The organism is Pseudonocardia sp. ICBG601 (assembly GCF_020496245.1).
This window is the reverse complement of record NZ_JAHLJA010000152.1, coordinates 307,139-324,610: the sequence shown is the minus strand read 5'-3', so window position 1 is coordinate 324,610 and position 17,472 is coordinate 307,139. Positions and strand designations below refer to the sequence as shown.

17 protein-coding genes are annotated in these 17,472 nt (G+C 74.8%); 13 read left to right on the top strand and 4 right to left on the bottom strand.

The window, feature by feature from the left end; all coding sequences use genetic code 11:
• Positions 1-101 precede the first annotated feature (101 nt).
• The 5 genes from KPL57_RS72990 (at position 102) to KPL57_RS51870 (ending at position 4,455) form a co-directional block, all read left to right on the top strand.
• Positions 102-977, top strand: coding sequence for an alpha/beta hydrolase (locus KPL57_RS72990; RefSeq protein ID WP_374203916.1), 876 nt, complete (start codon positions 102-104; stop codon positions 975-977).
• 104 nt (positions 978-1,081) lie between these two features.
• On the top strand, positions 1,082-2,302 hold the full coding sequence (locus KPL57_RS51885; RefSeq protein WP_226357778.1) for an MFS transporter: 1,221 nt from the start codon (positions 1,082-1,084) through the stop codon (positions 2,300-2,302).
• A gap of 199 nt (positions 2,303-2,501) precedes the next feature.
• A complete protein-coding gene (locus KPL57_RS51880) occupies positions 2,502-2,894 on the top strand; it encodes a transglycosylase family protein (protein WP_226357777.1) in 393 nt (130 codons plus the stop codon).
• A gap of 17 nt (positions 2,895-2,911) precedes the next feature.
• Complete coding sequence (locus KPL57_RS51875) at positions 2,912-3,340, top strand: pyridoxamine 5'-phosphate oxidase family protein (RefSeq protein WP_226357776.1); 429 nt, start codon at positions 2,912-2,914, stop codon at positions 3,338-3,340.
• Positions 3,341-3,435: 95 nt separating this feature from the next.
• Positions 3,436-4,455, top strand: coding sequence for a hypothetical protein (locus tag KPL57_RS51870; RefSeq protein WP_226357775.1), 1,020 nt, complete (start codon positions 3,436-3,438; stop codon positions 4,453-4,455).
• Positions 4,456-4,460: 5 nt separating this feature from the next.
• Here KPL57_RS51870 and KPL57_RS51865 read toward each other — a convergent pair whose 3' ends face one another.
• Positions 4,461-5,828, bottom strand: a complete 1,368-nt coding sequence (locus tag KPL57_RS51865) for a ParB/Srx family N-terminal domain-containing protein (RefSeq protein ID WP_226357774.1) — start codon at positions 5,826-5,828, stop codon at positions 4,461-4,463.
• 122 nt (positions 5,829-5,950) lie between these two features.
• A complete protein-coding gene (locus KPL57_RS51860; RefSeq protein WP_226357773.1) occupies positions 5,951-7,249 on the bottom strand; it encodes an MFS transporter in 1,299 nt (432 codons plus the stop codon).
• A gap of 53 nt (positions 7,250-7,302) precedes the next feature.
• Between KPL57_RS51860 and KPL57_RS51855 the strand changes: the two genes are divergently transcribed.
• Positions 7,303-7,875, top strand: a complete 573-nt coding sequence (locus tag KPL57_RS51855; RefSeq protein WP_226357772.1) for a GNAT family N-acetyltransferase — start codon at positions 7,303-7,305, stop codon at positions 7,873-7,875.
• Here the strand turns inward: KPL57_RS51855 and KPL57_RS51850 are convergent.
• Positions 7,844-8,062, bottom strand: a complete 219-nt coding sequence (locus KPL57_RS51850) for a DUF2945 domain-containing protein (protein ID WP_062396049.1) — start codon at positions 8,060-8,062, stop codon at positions 7,844-7,846. The genes KPL57_RS51855 and KPL57_RS51850 overlap by 32 nt on opposite strands.
• 49 nt (positions 8,063-8,111) lie before the next feature.
• Positions 8,112-10,094 (bottom strand): M13 family metallopeptidase, encoded by a 1,983-nt coding sequence (locus KPL57_RS51845; RefSeq protein ID WP_226357771.1) that lies wholly within the window; start codon positions 10,092-10,094, stop codon positions 8,112-8,114.
• Positions 10,095-10,244: 150 nt separating this feature from the next.
• On the opposite strand from KPL57_RS51845, the gene KPL57_RS51840 reads away from it, so the two are divergent.
• The 7 genes from KPL57_RS51840 to KPL57_RS51810 all read left to right on the top strand — a co-directional run bounded on the left by KPL57_RS51840 (position 10,245) and on the right by KPL57_RS51810 (position 17,383).
• On the top strand, positions 10,245-10,883 hold the full coding sequence (locus tag KPL57_RS51840; RefSeq protein ID WP_226357770.1) for a hypothetical protein: 639 nt from the start codon (positions 10,245-10,247) through the stop codon (positions 10,881-10,883).
• Between the two features lie 68 nt (positions 10,884-10,951).
• Positions 10,952-11,884 (top strand): TauD/TfdA family dioxygenase, encoded by a 933-nt coding sequence (locus KPL57_RS51835; RefSeq protein WP_226357769.1) that lies wholly within the window; start codon positions 10,952-10,954, stop codon positions 11,882-11,884.
• 221 nt (positions 11,885-12,105) lie between these two features.
• Positions 12,106-12,771, top strand: a complete 666-nt coding sequence (locus KPL57_RS51830; protein WP_226357768.1) for an HAD family phosphatase — start codon at positions 12,106-12,108, stop codon at positions 12,769-12,771.
• A gap of 120 nt (positions 12,772-12,891) precedes the next feature.
• Positions 12,892-14,097: a sedoheptulose 7-phosphate cyclase gene (locus KPL57_RS51825; protein ID WP_226357767.1), complete on the top strand. Its 1,206-nt coding sequence runs from the start codon at positions 12,892-12,894 to the stop codon at positions 14,095-14,097.
• Entirely contained in the window at positions 14,094-14,870 is a 777-nt protein-coding gene (locus tag KPL57_RS51820) for a class I SAM-dependent methyltransferase (RefSeq protein ID WP_226357766.1), read from the top strand. The genes KPL57_RS51825 and KPL57_RS51820 overlap by 4 nt, the downstream gene beginning before the upstream one ends.
• Positions 14,867-16,339, top strand: coding sequence for an ATP-grasp enzyme (locus tag KPL57_RS51815; RefSeq protein ID WP_226357765.1), 1,473 nt, complete (start codon positions 14,867-14,869; stop codon positions 16,337-16,339). The genes KPL57_RS51820 and KPL57_RS51815 overlap by 4 nt, the downstream gene beginning before the upstream one ends.
• 3 nt (positions 16,340-16,342) lie before the next feature.
• Positions 16,343-17,383 carry a D-alanine--D-alanine ligase gene (locus KPL57_RS51810; protein WP_226357764.1) on the top strand — a complete coding sequence of 347 codons (1,041 nt, stop codon included), beginning with the start codon at positions 16,343-16,345 and terminating at the stop codon, positions 17,381-17,383.
• Positions 17,384-17,472: the final 89 nt, after the last annotated feature.

The window sequence follows — 17,472 nt, the reverse complement described above, 5'->3', positions numbered from 1 at the left end:
TGCAGGATGATCCGGTGGGGCCCGCCGCCCCGCAGGACGACGACGTCGAAGGAGCACCGACCGTGCCGCTGCACCCCCAGGTGGAAGCCCTCCTGAAGCTCATGGCCGAGCAGGGCGGGGACCCGCCGGAGACCATGACCGTCGCGCAGAACCGGGCCATGATCCGGGAGATGGCCGCGGTGTCCGGTCCGCCCGAGCCGGTCGCGGCGGTCCGCGACGACCGCGCCGGCGACGTACCGGTGCGCATCTACACGCCCGAGGGCACGGGTCCGTTCCCGGTCCTGGTCTTCTACCACGGCGGCGGCTGGGTGATCGGCGACCTCGACAGCCACGACCCGGTGTGCCGGTCGCTGGCGAACCGGTCCGGCGCCGTCGTCGTCGCGGTCGACTACCGGCTCGCGCCCGAGCACCGGTTCCCCGCGGCCGTCGACGACGCCGTCGCCGCCCTGGAGTGGGTGCACGCCCACGCCGCGGAGTTCGACGGCGACCCGTCCCGCATCGCCGTCGGCGGCGACTCCGCGGGCGGGAACCTGTCGGCGGTCGTCGCCCAGCACGCCCGCGACCACGGCCCCGCCCTGCGGTTCCAGCTGCTGGTCTACCCGGCCGTCGACGGCGCCGACGAGAGCCCGTCGATGTCGGAGAACGCCCAGGGCCCGCTGCTGACCCGGGCCTGGATGGAGTGGTTCATGGGCCACTACCTCAGCGGCGAGGAGGACCTGCGCGACCCGCGGATGTCCCCGGCCCGCGCCACCGACCTGTCCGGGCTGCCGCCCGCGCTGGTCGTCACCGCGGAGTTCGACCCGCTCCGCGACCAGGGCGCCGCCTACGCCGCGGCGCTGACCGCCGCGGGCGTGAAGGCGGAGCTGCGCGAGTCGCCGGGCATGATCCACGGGTTCCTGCAGTTCGGCGCCGCGGTCGACGACAGCCGCGCCCTGCTCGACGAGGCGGGCGCCGCCCTGCGCGCCGCTCTGGCCTGAGCGCCCCGCCCGGCCCACCCCCGCGGGTGGGCCGGCGTCGGGGAATGCCCGCCCGGGACCGGTCGTTGCCGATGCTCAGAAGGCCGTCCGACCCGAGGAGCACCGTGCCCCGTCTGTCCCCGCCGGTGGCGTTCGCCGTCGTCGCAGCGACGTTCGTCTGGTTCCTCGCCGCGTCGTCCGCGCCGTCCCCGCTCTACGTCGTCTACCAGGAGCGTTTCGCGTTCACCGAGTTCACGCTGACCACGGTGTTCGCGGTCTACGTCCTCGCGCTGATCGCCGCCCTGCTCGTCGCCGGGTCGCTGTCCGACCACATCGGACGCAAGCCGGTGCTGCTCGGTGCGATCGCGCTGGAGGTCGTGTCCCTGGTGCTGTTCCTGCTGGCCGACGGCGTCGGCTGGCTGCTCGTCGCGCGCGTCGTCCAGGGCGTCGCGACCGGTGCGGCGACGGCGACGCTGCCCGCGACGCTGGTCGACCTCGCCGCCCGCGGTGACCGGCCGGACCGGGCGGGTGCGGTCAACGGGACCGCGCCGCTCGCCGGGCTGGCGCTCGGTGCGCTCGGCTGCGGCCTGCTCGTCGAGTACGCGCCCGCCCCGACCCGCCTGGTCTGGGCGCTGCTGATCGCCGGCCTGGTCCTGGCCGCCACGCTGGTCGCGCTGATCCCGGAGACGATCGACCGTCGGCCGGGGGCGCTCGCGTCGCTGCGCCCGCGGGTCGGGGTGCCGCCGCGGGTGCGGGCCGGCTTCGTCGCGATCGTGCCGATCCTGCTGGCCAGCTGGGCGCTCGGCGGGCTGTACCTGTCGCTCGGGGGGTCGGTCGTCGCGCAGGTCTTCGGGGTGCACGACCACCTGGTCGGCGGGCTCACCGTCGTCGCGCTCGTCGGGACCGGCGCGGTGACGGCGTTCGCGCTGCGCGGGCGCGTCCCGTCGACGCTGCTCGTCCCTGCGGCCGGGCTGCTGGCCGCCGGCACCGTCGTCACCCTGGCCGGGGTGCTGACCGGGCTGCTCGCGCTCGCCGCCCTCGGCGCGGTCGTCGCCGGGCTCGGGTTCGGCGCGGCCGCCTACGCCACCTTCGGGACGCTGTCCACGCTCGCCGCCCCGCACGAGCGCGGTGAGCTGTTCGCCGCCCTCTACACACTGGCCTACCTGGCGTTCTCGGTGCCGGCGATGGTCGCGGGCGTCGCCGCGACACTGGGGGAGCTGCGCCCCACGGCGCTGGTGTACGGCGGCGTCGTCGCGCTGCTGGCCGTCGTCGCGGCCGTACTGGGCCGCCGCGTCCCGGTCCCCGCGACCGGAGAACCGGTCCCCGCGCCGACCCGCGGCGGCTGATCGGCGGACGGCGCGCGCGGTATGCGTTACTCCCTCCGTCGGTGAACGCGGGCAGGCGACCACTCGTCGCGTACTCCGCGGTGGGCGGGTGTCACGGGTTGTGACCGATGGTCTCGGCGTGGTTACGGTGGCCGCCGCTCCGGGCCCTCCCCGCACCCCGGCCCGGGCGGCACCTGCTCCCCGAGGTAGAGGAACGACCATGGCTGGACGACACCGCAAACCCACCGAGACCGGCCGTCAGGTCGCCCGGATCAGCGCGTTCGCCGCGATGGCGGCCGCCCCGCTGGGCGTCGTCGGGACCGCCTCGGCGGCCGAGTCGACCTCGTCGGCCCCGTCGGTCGAGCGCTCGGCCACCTGGGAGAAGCTCGCGCACTGCGAGAGCACCGGCAACTGGGACGCCGACACCGGCAACGGGTTCAAGGGCGGCCTGCAGTTCACGCCGTCGACCTGGAAGGAGTTCGGCGGCAGGCAGTACGCCCCGAGCGCCGAGCAGGCCACCAAGGCCCAGCAGATCGAGATCGCGAAGAAGGTGCAGGACGAGCAGGGCTGGAAGGCCTGGCCCGCCTGCACCAAGAAGCTCGGCTGGCGCTGACCCGCCACACTGGCGGCATGGATCTGGACGCGGTACGGCGGATCGTCGCCGAGGACTCCGGGCTGTGCACCGTCGCGGTCGTCCGCGCCGACGGCCGCCCGCACACCTCGCTGGTCAACGCGGGTGTGCTCGACCACCCCGTCACCGGCGCCCCGGTGGCCGCCTACGTCACCTACGGCCCCGTCAAGCTGACGGCGTTGCGTGCGCGACCCGCGACGTCGCTGCACTGGCGGGCCGGGTGGCGCTGGGCGGCCGTCGAGGGCGGCTCGGAGATCATCGGGCCGGACGACCCGCGGGACGGGGTCGACGTCCCGGCGCTGCTGCGGGCGGTGTTCGTCGCCTGCGGCGGGACCCACGACGACTGGGCCGAGTACGACCGGGTGATGGCCGAGCAGCGGCGCGCCGCGGTGCTCGTCGCGCCGGACCGGGTGGTCGGGAACTACTGACCGGCCGGGACGGTGACCCGGCGGTCGGGCGCGGTCACCGGTGCCCGGCCGCGGGTCCGGCGGAACCGCCGCCGTCCGGGCGTCGTCCAAGCCGCATGACCACCTACGCCCACGACCCGGTCGCCTCGACGATCGTCGCCTGCTGGCCCACCGGCGACGGCGCCGTCGCCCACCGGGCCGCCCGCGTCCCGAAGACCCTCGACCACTCCCTGGCCCGCCGCACCGCGAAGGCGCTGAGCGCCCTGTCGACGCACCTGTGGGCCACCTACGCCGACCAGGCCGCGCACGAGCTCGACCCGGCGGCGCTGGCCGCGGCGGTGCGGCACCCGAACCAGCCGGTCGGGGACCTGCTGCGCGTCATGGAGGACGGCTGCGCCGAGACCGCGCACCTGCTGGGCCGGATCGTGGCGCGGGCACCGGGGCGGGCGTTCCGTGACGCCGTCGCCGCCGACGTCCGCGCCGAGACCGACGCGGTGCTCGACGCCGACGACGGCGTCCTCACCGGACGTTCCGCCCAGGCCGTCGTCCATCCCCGGTGCGACGCCCCGGCCGAGCAGCTCCTCGTCGCCCACGCGCTGCTGCACGACGACCCGCTCGGCCCGCCCGCGATCGCGACGTCGGTCGAGCCGAACGCGGCCGCCGTCGCGACCCTGCGCTGGCTGCGGGCCTCGGCCGCGCTCGTCGCGGAGCGGGTCGGGCACACGGTGCCCGACGTCGTCGCGCTCGCCGAGGCGATCGGGCACGAGGACCTCGCGGTGACCCGGCACGTGCTCTGCACCCTCGCCGGGACCGCCGAGGACGAGGTGGTCCTCGACCTGCTCCAGGAGGCCGTCCTGGCCCGGCAGGGCTGGTTCGTCGTGTGCCCGGAGCCGGCGCCGGACCCCGAGCGGGGCCACCGGGCGGTCTCGACGGTGCTGGACCCGCTGGACCCGGCGTCGTGCCTGCTCGACGGCCTGGTCCGCGGGCTGCACGGCTGTTTCCGGGTGTGGCTCGACGACGTCGTGGCCCGGGAGACCCCCGGCACCGACCCGCGGCTGGTCGGGACCGCCCGGACCGCGGCGCTGCGCCTGCGCTACACCGACGAGGTGCGGCGCTCGGTCCGGGCGGGCCGCTGAGCGGCTCAGCCGACGACGACCGGCCCGCGCACCTCGTTCGGGGTGCAGGCCCAGCCGCCGACCCGCGACCGCTCGGTGCTGCCCCGCACGACGACAGGACCGGTCACCCGGGCCCCGCACACCTCGACGACGCGGGCCCGGGTGGCGGTCACCGGACCGGTCACGTCGGACCCGCGCAGCACCAGGCTCGCTCCGCCGGTCACCGTGACCGGTCCGCGGACCTGCGCCCGGTCCAGGCAGAGCACGCCCGCGCCGACGGTGAGCGGGCCGGTGTACGGCCCGGTGACGGTGCGGGTGCACGCCGGCGTGGCCGGGACCCGGTTGCGGGAGTCGACGGCGTAGGCGACCTTGCCGGGCTTCGGGTCGGTGATCGGGCGGGACAGGTCGCCGAACTCGCCCTTGTCGGCGGCCTTGCCGTTGTTCCAGCGGGCCATCCGGCCGAGCTGGTCGGCGGTCCGGCCGGGCGCGATCTCCGTGCCGCCCGGCGTCGACGACATGAGCCGGGAGGCGTCCTCCACCGCGCGCAGGTACGAGGCCGGGTCGTGCAGGTCGTAGCGGCCCAGGTCGATCCGGGTCCGCAGCCAGGAGGCCCAGAAGAACTCCAGGTACTCCGGGGCGTCGGCGGGCGGGGCGTAGCCGACGTCGCGGGTGAAGTACACGAGGCCGCGGTAGGGGTCGTCGGGCAGCAGCGCCAGCCCGATCCGGTCGGGGAGCTGCTGCGGGGTGATGGCGGCGCCGTCGGCGGTGCGCAGCCACACCCAGGACCGGGCCTGCATCTGCGCCCAGAACGCGGCCGGGGTCAGCTGCGATAGGTTCGCCTGCACCCGCATCCGGACGCGGACGTCGGGTCCGCCGTCGGGGGTCTCCAGCAGCGACGTCGTCGTGTGGTGGCCGTCGGTCAGGTAGAGCGCGTTCCCGGGGCCGACGACGACGGTCTTCATCGCCGCGAGCGACGCCGGCGTCTCCGCGCCGGTCGCGACCGTGCACCGGAACGACGACGGGTCGCGCAGCGTGGCGCCCGGTCCGGCCTCGGCGGCCTCGCCCCGGCCGTCGGCCTCGCACCAGTCGTCGAACCGCTTGTTCGGCTTGCCGCGGTCGGTGTCCTTGGTGCCCGCGTAGCGGCCCAGCTTGTAGTGGATCTGGTCGTGGCCGATGTTCGGCTGGGTGGGCCGCAGGTCGCCCAGCCGCACCTGGAGCAGGTCGCCCTCACGCGCCTGCGCGGCGGACGGGGCGGTCGGCGGGACCGCGGACGGCGCTGCAGCCGGCACGGCGGACGGCGCCGCCGCGGCGGGGGTGGCGGCGCCGGTCGTCGCCCCCACGACGAGTGCCGCGACGGTCGCGACGAGGGCGGTACGGACGGTGGTTCGGGACACGGACACTCCTCGTTCGGGCCCGGCCGGTCCGGCACGGTGATCACCCGGACGGGGACGATCGCGGCCGGACCGGGCGCCCCGGCGACCCCCGGGCGTCGCCGGGGTGGCGCGCGGGTGAACGATCACGCCGTCCCGGGCCGGCGCCCCGCGAGCAGCTGCACCGCGGTCCCGGCGACGGGCAGCACCAGCAGCAGCGCGAGTGCCGCGCTCAGCCCGACGACGGCGGCGAACCCGCCGATCACCGCCGCCCCGACCCCGGCGCCGGTGAGGAAGCACAGCGTCGCCACCCCGATCGCGCCGCTGCGCCGGTCCTGCGGCACCGCGGTGCCGACGGCGGCGATCATCGCGGGCTGGCCGGTGCCGAACGCCAGCGTCACCAGCATCGGCGCGAGCGCCAGCACCCACGGCAGGTGGCTCGCCACCCCGGCCACGGCCACGACCAGCCCGACGACGGTCGTCGCGCACGCGCACGTCAGGGTCTGCCGCGGCCCGATCCGGGCCTGCAGGAACGCGGACGCCGCCGGGCACGCCAGCGCCACCACCGCCGACGGCACCAGCACCAGCCCGGTGGCCAGCGGGCTCCAGCCGCGCTCGGCGAGCTCCAGCGGGATGCCCAGTAGCAGGGCGAACCAGCTGGCGGGCACCGCGGAGGCGCACAGCGAGCTGCGCACCACCGTCGCGTTGCCGACCACCCCGCGCGGCAGGAACCCGTCGGGCCGGGCCCGCACCCACAGCGCCGTCAGCGGGACGCCGACCGCGAGCAGCACGCCACCGGCGACGGCCGCGACCGCACCCGCGCTGGGCGACTGCACCAGCAGCACCAGCCCGGTCACCGCCGTCGCGACGATCACCGCACCCACCAGGTCCACCCGGGCGCCGTCGCCGCGGACCACCGAGTGCCGCCACAGGTAGGGGACCGCGAGCAGCGCCAGCACGGGCAGCGCGACCGCGGCCCGCCAGCCGCCCACGGTCGTCAGCGCCCCGCCGATCAGCGGGCCGAGCGCGGACAGTGCGGCCGAGATCCCGGCCAGCCGCCCGAGCACGCCGCCGCGTCGTTCCGGCGGGGTCCTGGCGGACAGCAGCGCCGAGGCGAGCACCGGGACCGACGCCGCGCCGAGCCCCTGCACGATCCGGGCGGCCATCAGCACGCCGAAGCTCGGCGCGGTCGCCGCGGCGAGCGCCCCCAGCCCGAGCAGGCCCACCCCGACGCACAGCGGCACCCGGATGCCGACGGCGTCGGCGAGCCGTCCGTGCACCGGCGTCGCGACGGCCAGCGCGACCGCGTACCCGCTCACCATCCAGGTCGCGACCGCGGTGTCGACGCCGAGCCCGTCGGCGAGCAGCGGCAACGCGACCGTCACCCCCGACGTCGACGTGCCGGCGAGGCCGAAGAGCAGTCCGAGCACGATCGACAGGAGCACGCGTCGATCCTCACCCTCCGACGCGACCGGTGCACCGTGATTCGCTGTGAACCGTGCCGAACCGACCCGTCATCCGCCCGGCGACCGCCGAGGACGCCGACGCCTGCGCCGCCGTCTACGCCCCCTACGTCCGGGACACCGCGATCAGCTTCGAGGCCGAGCCGCCGGGCCCGGTGGAGATGGCCGAGCGGATCGCCGCCGCCCGGGAACGGCACGCCTGGCTGGTCGCCGTCGGCCCCGGCGGCGAGGTGCTCGGCTACGCCTACGGCGGCCCGTGGAAGTCCCGCGAGGCCTACGCGTGGACGTGCGAGGTCTCGGTCTACCTGGCCGCGTCGGCGCGCGGGCGGGGGCTGGGCCGGGCGCTGTACGAGGCCCTGTTCGCCGAGCTCGTCGCGCGCGGCATGGTCGTCGCCGTGGCCGGGATGACCGTGCCGAACGAGGCGAGCGCGGCGCTGCACCGCGCCCTGGGGTTCAGCGAGGTCGGGACGTTCCGCGGGGTCGGCTGGAAGCACGGCGCGTGGCGCGACGTGACCTGGTTCCGGCGGGCGCTGGTCGAGGCACCGGCGGACGGCCCCCGGGGACCGACCCCGCCGGTCACGCCTTCTTCAGCTCCGAGTGGAGCTTGAGGACGGTCTGGCCGTCCTCCTGCTCCAGCACGTAGGCCGGGTTGTCCTCGGTCCCGTTGCGGGACTGCTTCGACCCGTCGATGGTCTTCTCGATGCGGTCGGTGGAGTGGTCCACGACCTTGCCGGTCGGGGTGCCGTTGCCCCAGTTCCATGCGACCCACGTGCCCTTGGCGAACTTCTGCGTCATGGGAGCGGATACCCCCGCGCCGGCCGGTCAACCCGGCGCGGGGGACACCTCACCAGATCCGGACGCGTCGGTCCGGGTCGGTGTAGAGCCCGTCGTCCTCGGTCACCCCGAACGCCTCGTGGAACGTGTCGAGGTTCGTCACGACCGCGTTGCACCGCAGGTCCGGCGGCGAGTGCGGGTCGGTGGTGAGCCGCCGGATCGCCTCGGCGTCGCGGGTCACCGCCCGCCACACCTGCGCCCAGCCGAACAGCACCCGCTGCTCGCCGGTCAGGTCGTCGATCACCGGCGGCTCGGAGCCCTCGTGCGCGATCCCGTAGGCCTTCAGCGAGATCGTCAGGCCGCCCAGGTCACCGATGTTCTCGCCGACCGTCAGCGAGCCGTTGACCTTGTGGTCGGGCAGGCCGGCGGGGGACAGGCCGTCGTACTGGTCGATCAGCATCTGCGCGCGGGACTCGAACTCGGTCCGGTCGGCGGACTCCCACCAGTCGGTGAGGTTGCCGTCGCCGTCGTAGCGGGAGCCCTGGTCGTCGAAGCCGTGCCCGATCTCGTGCCCGATGACCGCGCCGATGCCGCCGTAGTTCGCGGCGTCGTCGGCGTCGGCGTCGAAGAACGGCGGCTGCAGGATCGCGGCCGGGAACACGATCTCGTTGAGCCGCGGGTGGTAGTAGGCGTTGACCGTCTGCGGGGTCATCAGCCACTCGCCGTGGTCGACGGGGCCGCCGAGCTTGGCGTACTCGAAGTCGTGACGCCACTGGGCGGCCCGGCCCGCGTTGCCGAGCAGGTCGGCCGGGTCGATCTGCAGGTCGGAGTAGTCCTTCCAGGCGTCCGGGTAGCCGACCTTCGGGGTGAACTTGCCGAGCTTGTCCAGCGCCCGCTCCCGGGTGGCCGGGCTCATCCAGTCCAGGGTGGATATCGACCGGCGGTAGGCCTCGACGATGTTGTCGACCAGCTCGGTGATGCGCTCCTTGGCCCGCGGCGGGAAGTGCCGCTCGACGTAGATCTTCGCGACGGCCTCGCCGAGCGCGCCCTCCACCAGCGACACCCCGCGCTTCCAGCGCTCGCGCAGCTCCGGGGTGCCGGACAGGGTGCGGCCGAAGAAGTCGAAGTCGGCCTCGACCAGGTCGGCGGACAGGAACTCCGCGCACGACCCGGCGACGGTCAGCGCCAGCCACGCCTGCCACTGCTCCAGCGGGCGCCCGGCCCACAGCTCACCGGCCGCGGTGACGAAGCTCGGCTGGCGGACGATCACCTCGTCGTAGGCGTGCGCGGGCACCCCCAGCGCGGACTCCCACTCGGCCCAGTCGAAGCCCGGGGCCGCGGTGCGCAGCTCCTCGCGGGTCATCAGGGTGTAGGTCTTCTCGGCGTCGCGGTTGAGGACCCGGTCCCAGGACGCGTCGGCGAGCGCGGTCTCCAGGTCCATGACCTGCTCGGCGACGCGCTCCGGCTCGGCGAGGCCGACCAGCTCGGCGAGGCGCCGCAGGTGCTCGACGTACTTGGAACGGATCTCCGGGTCGCCCTCGGAGCCGTAGTACGACTCGTCGGGCAGACCCAGCCCGGCCTGGTTGAGGTTCACCAGGTAGCGGGAGGAGTCCTTGAGGTCGGTCGCGATGAACTCGCCGAACAGCGCGGCGCGGCCCTCGCGCTGGCGCCGGCCGAGCACGGTCGCGAGCGCGGCCCGGTCGGTGGCGGCGTACACCTCGTCGAGCAGCGGGCGCAGCGGCGCGATGCCGAGCTCCTCGGCCCGCTCGACGTCCATGAAGGACCGGTACAGGTCCCCGATCTTGCGTGCCTCGGTGCCGGTCTCCGACGACGAGGCGCACTCCTCGACGATCTCGTGGACCTGGTCCTCGGCCCGGTCGCGCAGGACGCGGAAGGCACCGTCCTGCGAGCGGTCGTCGGGGATCTCGTGGGTCGCCAGCCACCGGCCGTTCACGTGGGCGAACAGGTCGTCCTGGGGGCGGACGTCCGGGTCGACCCAGCTGAGGTCGAGACCGGACGGTCGCGAGTTCGGGGCGGACTCGGTGGTCGTCATGGGTCCATCCTGCCTGTCGGGACCGACGGTTTCGAGCAGCCGGCGCCGGCACGCCCGCGCCGCCCGGTCCGTCGCGGAAGTGGGAGTGCTGCGCCGGTGGTACCCCGTGCCCGCCGGGCCAACCGCGGCACGCGTGTAGAACCGTCGGTGATGACCGACATGTGGGACGACCTCCTCGAAGCCCCCGACGCCGCTGAGGTCCTCGGCGACCTCCACGAGGTCGCGACGAGCGTCTTCGACCTCTGCTACGACGGCTCCGAGCCCGAGTGGGCGGCCTGGGCCTGGTCGATCCTCACCCGGGCCGGACTGGCCGCCGCCGGCTCCGAGTACGAGCGCGGCGAGCTGGTGCTGCGGCTGCTCGCGCTGAACATGTTCCACCGCGAGTTCTGCGCCCGCGCCCTCGACCTGGGCGTGCCGGGGGAGTGGGACGTCGACCCCGACCGCGTGCTGGGCGACCACCCGCGCCTGCACCCGGTGCTGCTCGGGATCATCGCGGAGCGGCGCAGCCTGGACCTCGCCGACTCCACCGACGCCGGGGACCTGGACTTCGACGTCTCGGTCGCCGCGACCGCGCTGGACGCGCTGGTGCGCTCGGAGTACCGGCGGGTGGTGCCGCTGCTGGTGACGGCGGTCGGCCCGGCGGACCTGGCGGCGTCGGTGTGGGCGTCGGTCCGGGAGGAGGTGCGGTTCCCGCTGTCCGACACCGAGGTCCGCGAGCTGACCTCCGCCCTCACCCCCGCCGGGCACGCCGCGCTGGAGTGGGTCCGGGGCGGCGCGCGCCGGAGTTGACCGGACAGGTCACCGCGCAGTGGACACCTGGTTGTCGACCGCCGAACGGCGCACGCACTATCGCGGACGTGACGATCCCCCTCGACGCGCCGGTCTCCCGGCCCCGCAGCACGCCCGCCATCGACCTCCTGGAGGGCGAGCGCCTGCTCGCCCGCCTGCCGGGGGACGGGGCGGACCGATGTGGCGGGCACTTCGAGGCGTTCACGCTCACCCCGCTCGGACGCACCCTCGGTGCCGAGATCACCGGCATCGACCTGCGTGAACGCGTCGGCGAGCCCCTCCGCGCCGAGCTGCACCGGGCACTACTGGAGTGGAAGGTGCTGTTCTTCCCCGACCAGCACCTGACGAGCGAGCGGCAGCGTGAGCTCGCGCTGCTCTGGGGCGACCTGGAGACCAACCCGATGCTCGACACCGGCGACTCCGCCGACGTCGTCCGCTTCGGCACCGGGAAGCGCACCTACGAGAACATCTGGCACGCCGACACCACGTTCCGCACCGCTCCGGCGATGGGCGCCATGCTGCGGATGGTGCAGACGCCGCCGTTCGGCGGGGACACGATGTGGGCCGACATGGCCGTCGCCTACGACAACCTCACCGACGAGGTGAAGGCGCGCATCGACGACGCCGTCGCGGTGCACGACATGGTGCCCGGCTTCGCCCGGTTCCTGGACCCGGAGCGGCTGGCCCGCGGCCACGAGCTGTTCCCGCCGGTGACCCACCCGGTCGTCCGGACCCACCCGGAGACCGGGCGGCGCACGCTGTTCGTGAACGCCTCGTTCACGACGGCGATCGTCGGGCTGCCGCGCGAGGAGTCCGACGTGCTGCTGCGGCACCTGTTCGCCCAGGCCCACGTGCCCGAGTTCCAGATCCGCTACCGCTGGTCCGAGGGGACGCTCGCGTTCTGGGACAACCGGGCGACCCAGCACTACGCCGTCGGCGACTACCACCCGCACACCCGGGTCGCCGAGCGTGTCGCGATCGCGGGTGGCCGACCCTTCTGAGGGTCGGCCACCCGAGTTCGAGTTGCCGAACACGGGGGCCCCTCGATACTGGGAGGAGGCGGTCCAGAGAGCGGCCGCCACCGCGAACCGGTCGGTCCCGGCGTGTCCACACGCAGCAGGATCGGCGTCTCCCACGAGCGTCCGTACGCGCATCCCGCCCCGCCGCCGCCACCCGCGGCGGGGCGTGCGCCGGCATGCCCCGACCGCGAAGGAGCACCCCCGTGCCCGCGATCCTGTTCGGCTCCATCTCCACCCTCGTCGACACCTCCGAGCTGCAGCGCGAGGCGTTCAACGAGGCCTTCTCCCAGCACGGCCTCGACTGGCACTGGGACCGCGACGACTACCTCGCCATGCTGGAGTCCAACGGCGGCGCCCAGCGCATCGCCGAGCACGCCGCGTCCACCGGTGAGACCGTCGACGCCGACGCCGTGCACGCCACCAAGTCCGAGGTCTTCCGGAAGAGGCTGCGGGAGTCCGGCGCGACCCCGCGCCCCGGCGTCCGCGAGACCATCAAGGCCGCGCACGGCCGCGGGGTCACCGTCGGGCTGGTCACGACGACCTCCCGCGACAACGTCGACGCCGTCCTCGACGCGCTCGGACCGGACGTGACGCGCACGGACTTCGCGCTGCTCATCGACCGCGCGATCGTGTCCGCACCCAAGCCCGACCCGGCGGCGTACACGCACGCGATCGCCGCGCTCGGCGAGACCGCCGACAGCGTGGTCGCCATCGAGGACAACGTCGGTGGCGTCGCCTCGGCGACCGGTGCGGGTGTGCGCGTCGTCGCCTTCCCGAACGCCAACACCGCGGGTCACGACTTCTCGCAGGCCACCGAGCGCGTCGAGTCGCTCGACGACGGCGCGCTGCTCGCCGACGTCACCCGCTGACGCCCGGCCGCACCCCTCGCACGGCCCCGACGGGCCCGGTCGCACCGACCGGGCCCGGCACGGGCGTGCCCACGAACCCCATGCCCCGCCCCGGATCGACCTGATCGGAGACCAGAGGACATGAGCAATCCCCAGGCCGTGCTGACCACGACCGACACCGCGTTCCGTGTGGAGAGCTGGGAACGGATCGAGTTCACCCTCTCCTACGTCGACGGCGCCTTCGCACCGGAGAACCCGCACGTCGCGGACCTGTACCGGGACAAGGGCCGCTGCCTGATGGTCGTCGACGAGGCGGTGCACGAGCTCTACGGCGACCGCATCCGCGCCTACTTCGACCACCACGGCATCGCGCTGACCACGGTCCCGCTGACGATCGCCGAGACCGCGAAGAGCCTGCGGACGCTGGAGAGGATCGTCGACGCGTTCGCCGAGTTCGGGCTGAACCGCACCGAGCCGCCACTCGTCGTCGGGGGTGGGCTGACCACCGACGTCGCCGGGTTCGCCTGCGCGTCCTACAAGCGCGGCACGCCCTACATCCGCATCCCCACCACGCTGATCGGCCTGATCGACGCCAGCGTCGCGATGAAGGTCGCGGTCAACCACGGGAAGCACAAGAACCGGCTCGGAGCCTTCCACGCCTCGCACGACGTGCTGCTGGACTTCTCGTTCCTCGCGACGCTGCCCGAGGCGCAGGTCCGCAACGGCGTCGCCGAGATGATCAAGATCGCGACGGTGGCGAACGCGGACCTGTTCGACCTGCTGGAGAAGTACGGCGAGGACCTGCTCACCACCGGGTTCGGCCACCGGGACGGCACACCGGAGCTGCGGGAGATCTCCCACCGCGCCACCTACGACGCCGTCCGCACCATGCTCGAGCTGGAGCACCGCAACCTGCACGAGCTCGACCTCGACCGGGTCATCGCCTTCGGCCACACCTGGAGCCCGACCCTGGAGCTGGCCCCGGAGACCCCGATGCTGCACGGGCACGCGATCAGCGTCGACATGGCGTTCTCCGCGACCCTCGCCGAGCGGCGCGGCTACATCTCCACCGGCGAGCGGGACCGCGTCCACCGGCTGTTCAGCGGACTCGGGCTCACCGTCGACAGCCCGTACCTCACCCCGGAGCTGCTGACCGAGGCCACCGAGTCGATCACCCAGACCCGGGCCGGGCTGCTGCGCGCGGCGGTGCCGAAGCCCATCGGCACCTGCCACTTCGTCAACGACGCCACCCCCGCGGAGCTGACCGCGGCCCTGGCCGCGCACAAGGAGGTCGTCGCCGACCTGCCGACGGCGGCGGGCGGGGTGGACATGTGGTCGCTGAAGTGACCGGCGCACCGACCCGGCCCGCCCGCCCGGTCACACCGACGACGATCCTCGCCGAGCTGCTCGACGACCTCGTCACCCGCGCCGGCGCGGGCGCCGACGCCGACCTCGTCCGGGCCCGGGACCTGGCCGCGGGCCTGGACCCCTACCTCGACGAGCACACCTCGCCGGCGTCGTCGGCGCTGGTCGAGCTGGAGGCGCGCACCCGGTCCGCGGCGTGGACCGGGACCCTGGAGCAGGAGATGCTGTCCGGGCACGTCGAGGGCCGGTTCCTCGCGTTCCTCGTCGCCATGACCGGCGCCCGGCGGGTCCTCGAGGTCGGCATGTTCACCGGCTACTCGGCGCTCGCGATGGCCGAGGCCCTGCCCGACGATGGCGAGCTGGTCGCCTGCGAGCTCGACGCCGACGTGGCGGCGTTCGCGCGGGACTGCTTCGCCGCGTCCCCGGCGGGACGCCGGATCCGGGTCGAGGTCGGCCCGGCCGCGGACACCCTGGAACGGCTGCGGGGCACCGCGTTCGACCTGGTGTTCGTCGACGCCGACAAGGCCGGCTACGCCGGGTACCTCGACACCGTCCTCGAGGGCGGCCTGCTCGCCCCGGGCGGGGTGGTGTGCGTGGACAACACCCTGATGCAGGGGCAGCCCTGGACCGGCGAGCGCACACCCAACGGCGACGCCATCGCCGCGTTCAACCGCCGGATCACCGACGACCCCCGCGTGGAGCAGGTGCTGGTGCCGCTGCGCGACGGACTGACCCTGATCCGACGGTCCGCATGAGCCGCACCACCGCCATGAGGGGCCGGGCCCGTTCGTCGGGCCCGGCCCCGGCGCGGCTCGCCCCGGCCCGGCTCGGCACGGGCGTCGTCGCGCTCGCCGCCGCCGGGCTCGCCGGGCGTGCGCTGGGCACCGGCCGCGACGGCACCCCGCGTGAGGGCACGGCGGCGACCCGGGTCCGCACCGCGGGCACCCTCGCCCTGCTCACCGCCGCCCTGCCTGCCGACCTGGCGATCACAGGCGTCGCCGCGCTGGCCGGGCTCCTGCGCCGCCGTGAGCGGGCCCGGCCGCACCGGCCGCTGACCGTGCTGCTCAGCGGCGGGAAGATGACCAAGGCGCTGGAGCTGGCACGGGCCTTCCACCGGGCCGGGCACCGGGTCGTACTCGTCGAGCAGGCCCGCTACCGCTTCACCGGGCACCGGTTCTCCCGGGCGGTCGACGCGTTCCACGTCGTCCCCGCCCCGGACGCGCCGGGCTACGCCCACGCGCTCGCCGACATCGCCCGGCGGGAGGGCGCCGACGTGTACGTGCCGGTGTGCAGCCCCGTCGCGAGCTGGTACGACGCCGACGCCAAGCGGCTGCTCGAGCCGTTCTGCTCGGTCGTGCACCCCGACGCCGACGTCGTCGCGATGCTCGACGACAAGCACCGGTTCACCGCGACCGCCGCCGGGTTCGGTCTGCCGGTGCCCGCGGCGCGGCGCATCACCGACCCGGCGCAGGTCCTCGACCACGACTTCGCCGCCACGCCCGGGCGGACCTGGATCCTGAAGTCGCTGCGCTACGACCCGGTGCGCCGCCGCGACCTGACCCGGCTGCCGCGCCCGACCCGCGCCGAGACCGCGGCGTTCGTGGCGACGCTGCCGATCTCACCGGACAACCCGTGGATCCTGCAGGAGTTCGTCGAGGGCACCGAGTACTGCACCCACGCCACCGTCCGCGACGGCGAGGTGCGCCTGTACTGCTGCTGCCCGTCGTCGAGCTTCCTGCTCAACTACGACCACGTCGACCACCCGGCGATCGAGGACTGGGTACGGCGGTTCTGCGGCGAGCTGGGGGTGACCGGACAGCTGTCGTTCGACGTCATCGAGGCGCCCGACGGCCGGGTGCTGGCCATCGAGTGCAACCCGCGCACCCACTCCGCGATCACCCTGTTCCACGACCACCCGGGCGTCGCCGCGGCCTACCTCGACGCCGGGGCCGACACGCTCGTGCCGGCACCGGGGACCCGGCCGACCTACTGGCTGCACCACGAGCTGGGCCGGCTCCTCGGCGACCCCGGGTCGTGGCGGGAGCGGCTGCGGATCGTGCGCGACGGGCGGGAGGCGCTGCTCGACGTGCACGACCCGCTGCCGTTCCTGCTGGTCCCGCACCTGCAGATCGCCTCGCTGCTGCTGGGCAACCTGCTGCGCGGACGGCCGTGGGTGACCGTCGACGTGAACATCGGCAAGCTCGTCGAACCGGCGGGGGACTGAACCGTGCTGCGTGTCCTGCACCTCGTCGGCTCGGGCGTCGACGCGTTCTTCTGCGACCTGTCCCGGCTCTACGCCGCGGACTGCCTCGCCGCGACCGCCGACCCGGCGCGCTACGAGTTCGTGGTCGCGTACGTGACGCCCGACGGCTGGCGGTTCCCGGCCGGGCTCGACCCGGAGCAGATCGCCGCCGCGCCGCTGCGGACCCTCCCCGAGGCGGTCGCCGAGATCGCCCGGGCGGAGGTGGACGTGATGGTGCCGCAGATGTTCTGCCGGCCCGGGATGACCCACCACCGGGCGTTGTTCGAGCTGCTCGGGATCGGCTACGTCGGCAACACCCCGGAGGTCATGGCGCTGGGCGCGGACAAGGCCCTGGCCCGCGCCGTCGTCGCCGAGGGTGGGGTCGCCGTCCCGGCGGGGGAGACGGTGCGCGCCGGGCAGGTGCCGACGGTCCGGCCACCCGCCGTCGTCAAGCCGGTGGACACCGACAACTCGGTCGGCGTCACCCTCGTCCACGACCCGGACGGGTTCGAGGTCGCGCTGAAGGACGCCCTGGTCCACGGCGACCGCGCCCTGGTCGAGGAGTTCGTGCCGCTGGGCCGCGAGGTCCGGTGCGCGGTGGTGGAGCGCGACGGCGAGCTGGTCGGCCTGCCGCTGGAGGAGTACCGGATGGACGCGGTCGACAAGCCGGTCCGCCTCGCCGACGACAAGCTCGCCCGCACCGGCGACGGCGACCTGCGCCTGGTCGCGAAGGACGCCCGGTCCTGGATCGTCGACGCCGGCGACCCGGTCACCGGGCCGGTGCAGGACGCCGCCCGCGCGGCGTTCCGCGCCCTGGGCTGCCGCGACTACGGGCTGTTCGACTTCCGCATCGACCCGGACGGCCGGCCCTGGTTCCTGGAGGCCGGGCTGTACTGCTCGTTCGCCCGCACCTCGGTGGTCGTCACGATGGCCGAGGCCGCGGGGATCGGCGTCGCCGACCTGTTCGCCGAGGCCGTCACCCGGGCCGCCGCCCGCACCACCGCCCCGCCCGGCCCCGACCGCTGATCCGGCTCCCGCCGCCGGGGCTCCCGCCGCCGGGGCCCCCGCCGGTCGGGCGCGCCGTCGCACCCCGGAGGTGGCCCGCGCACCCTCCG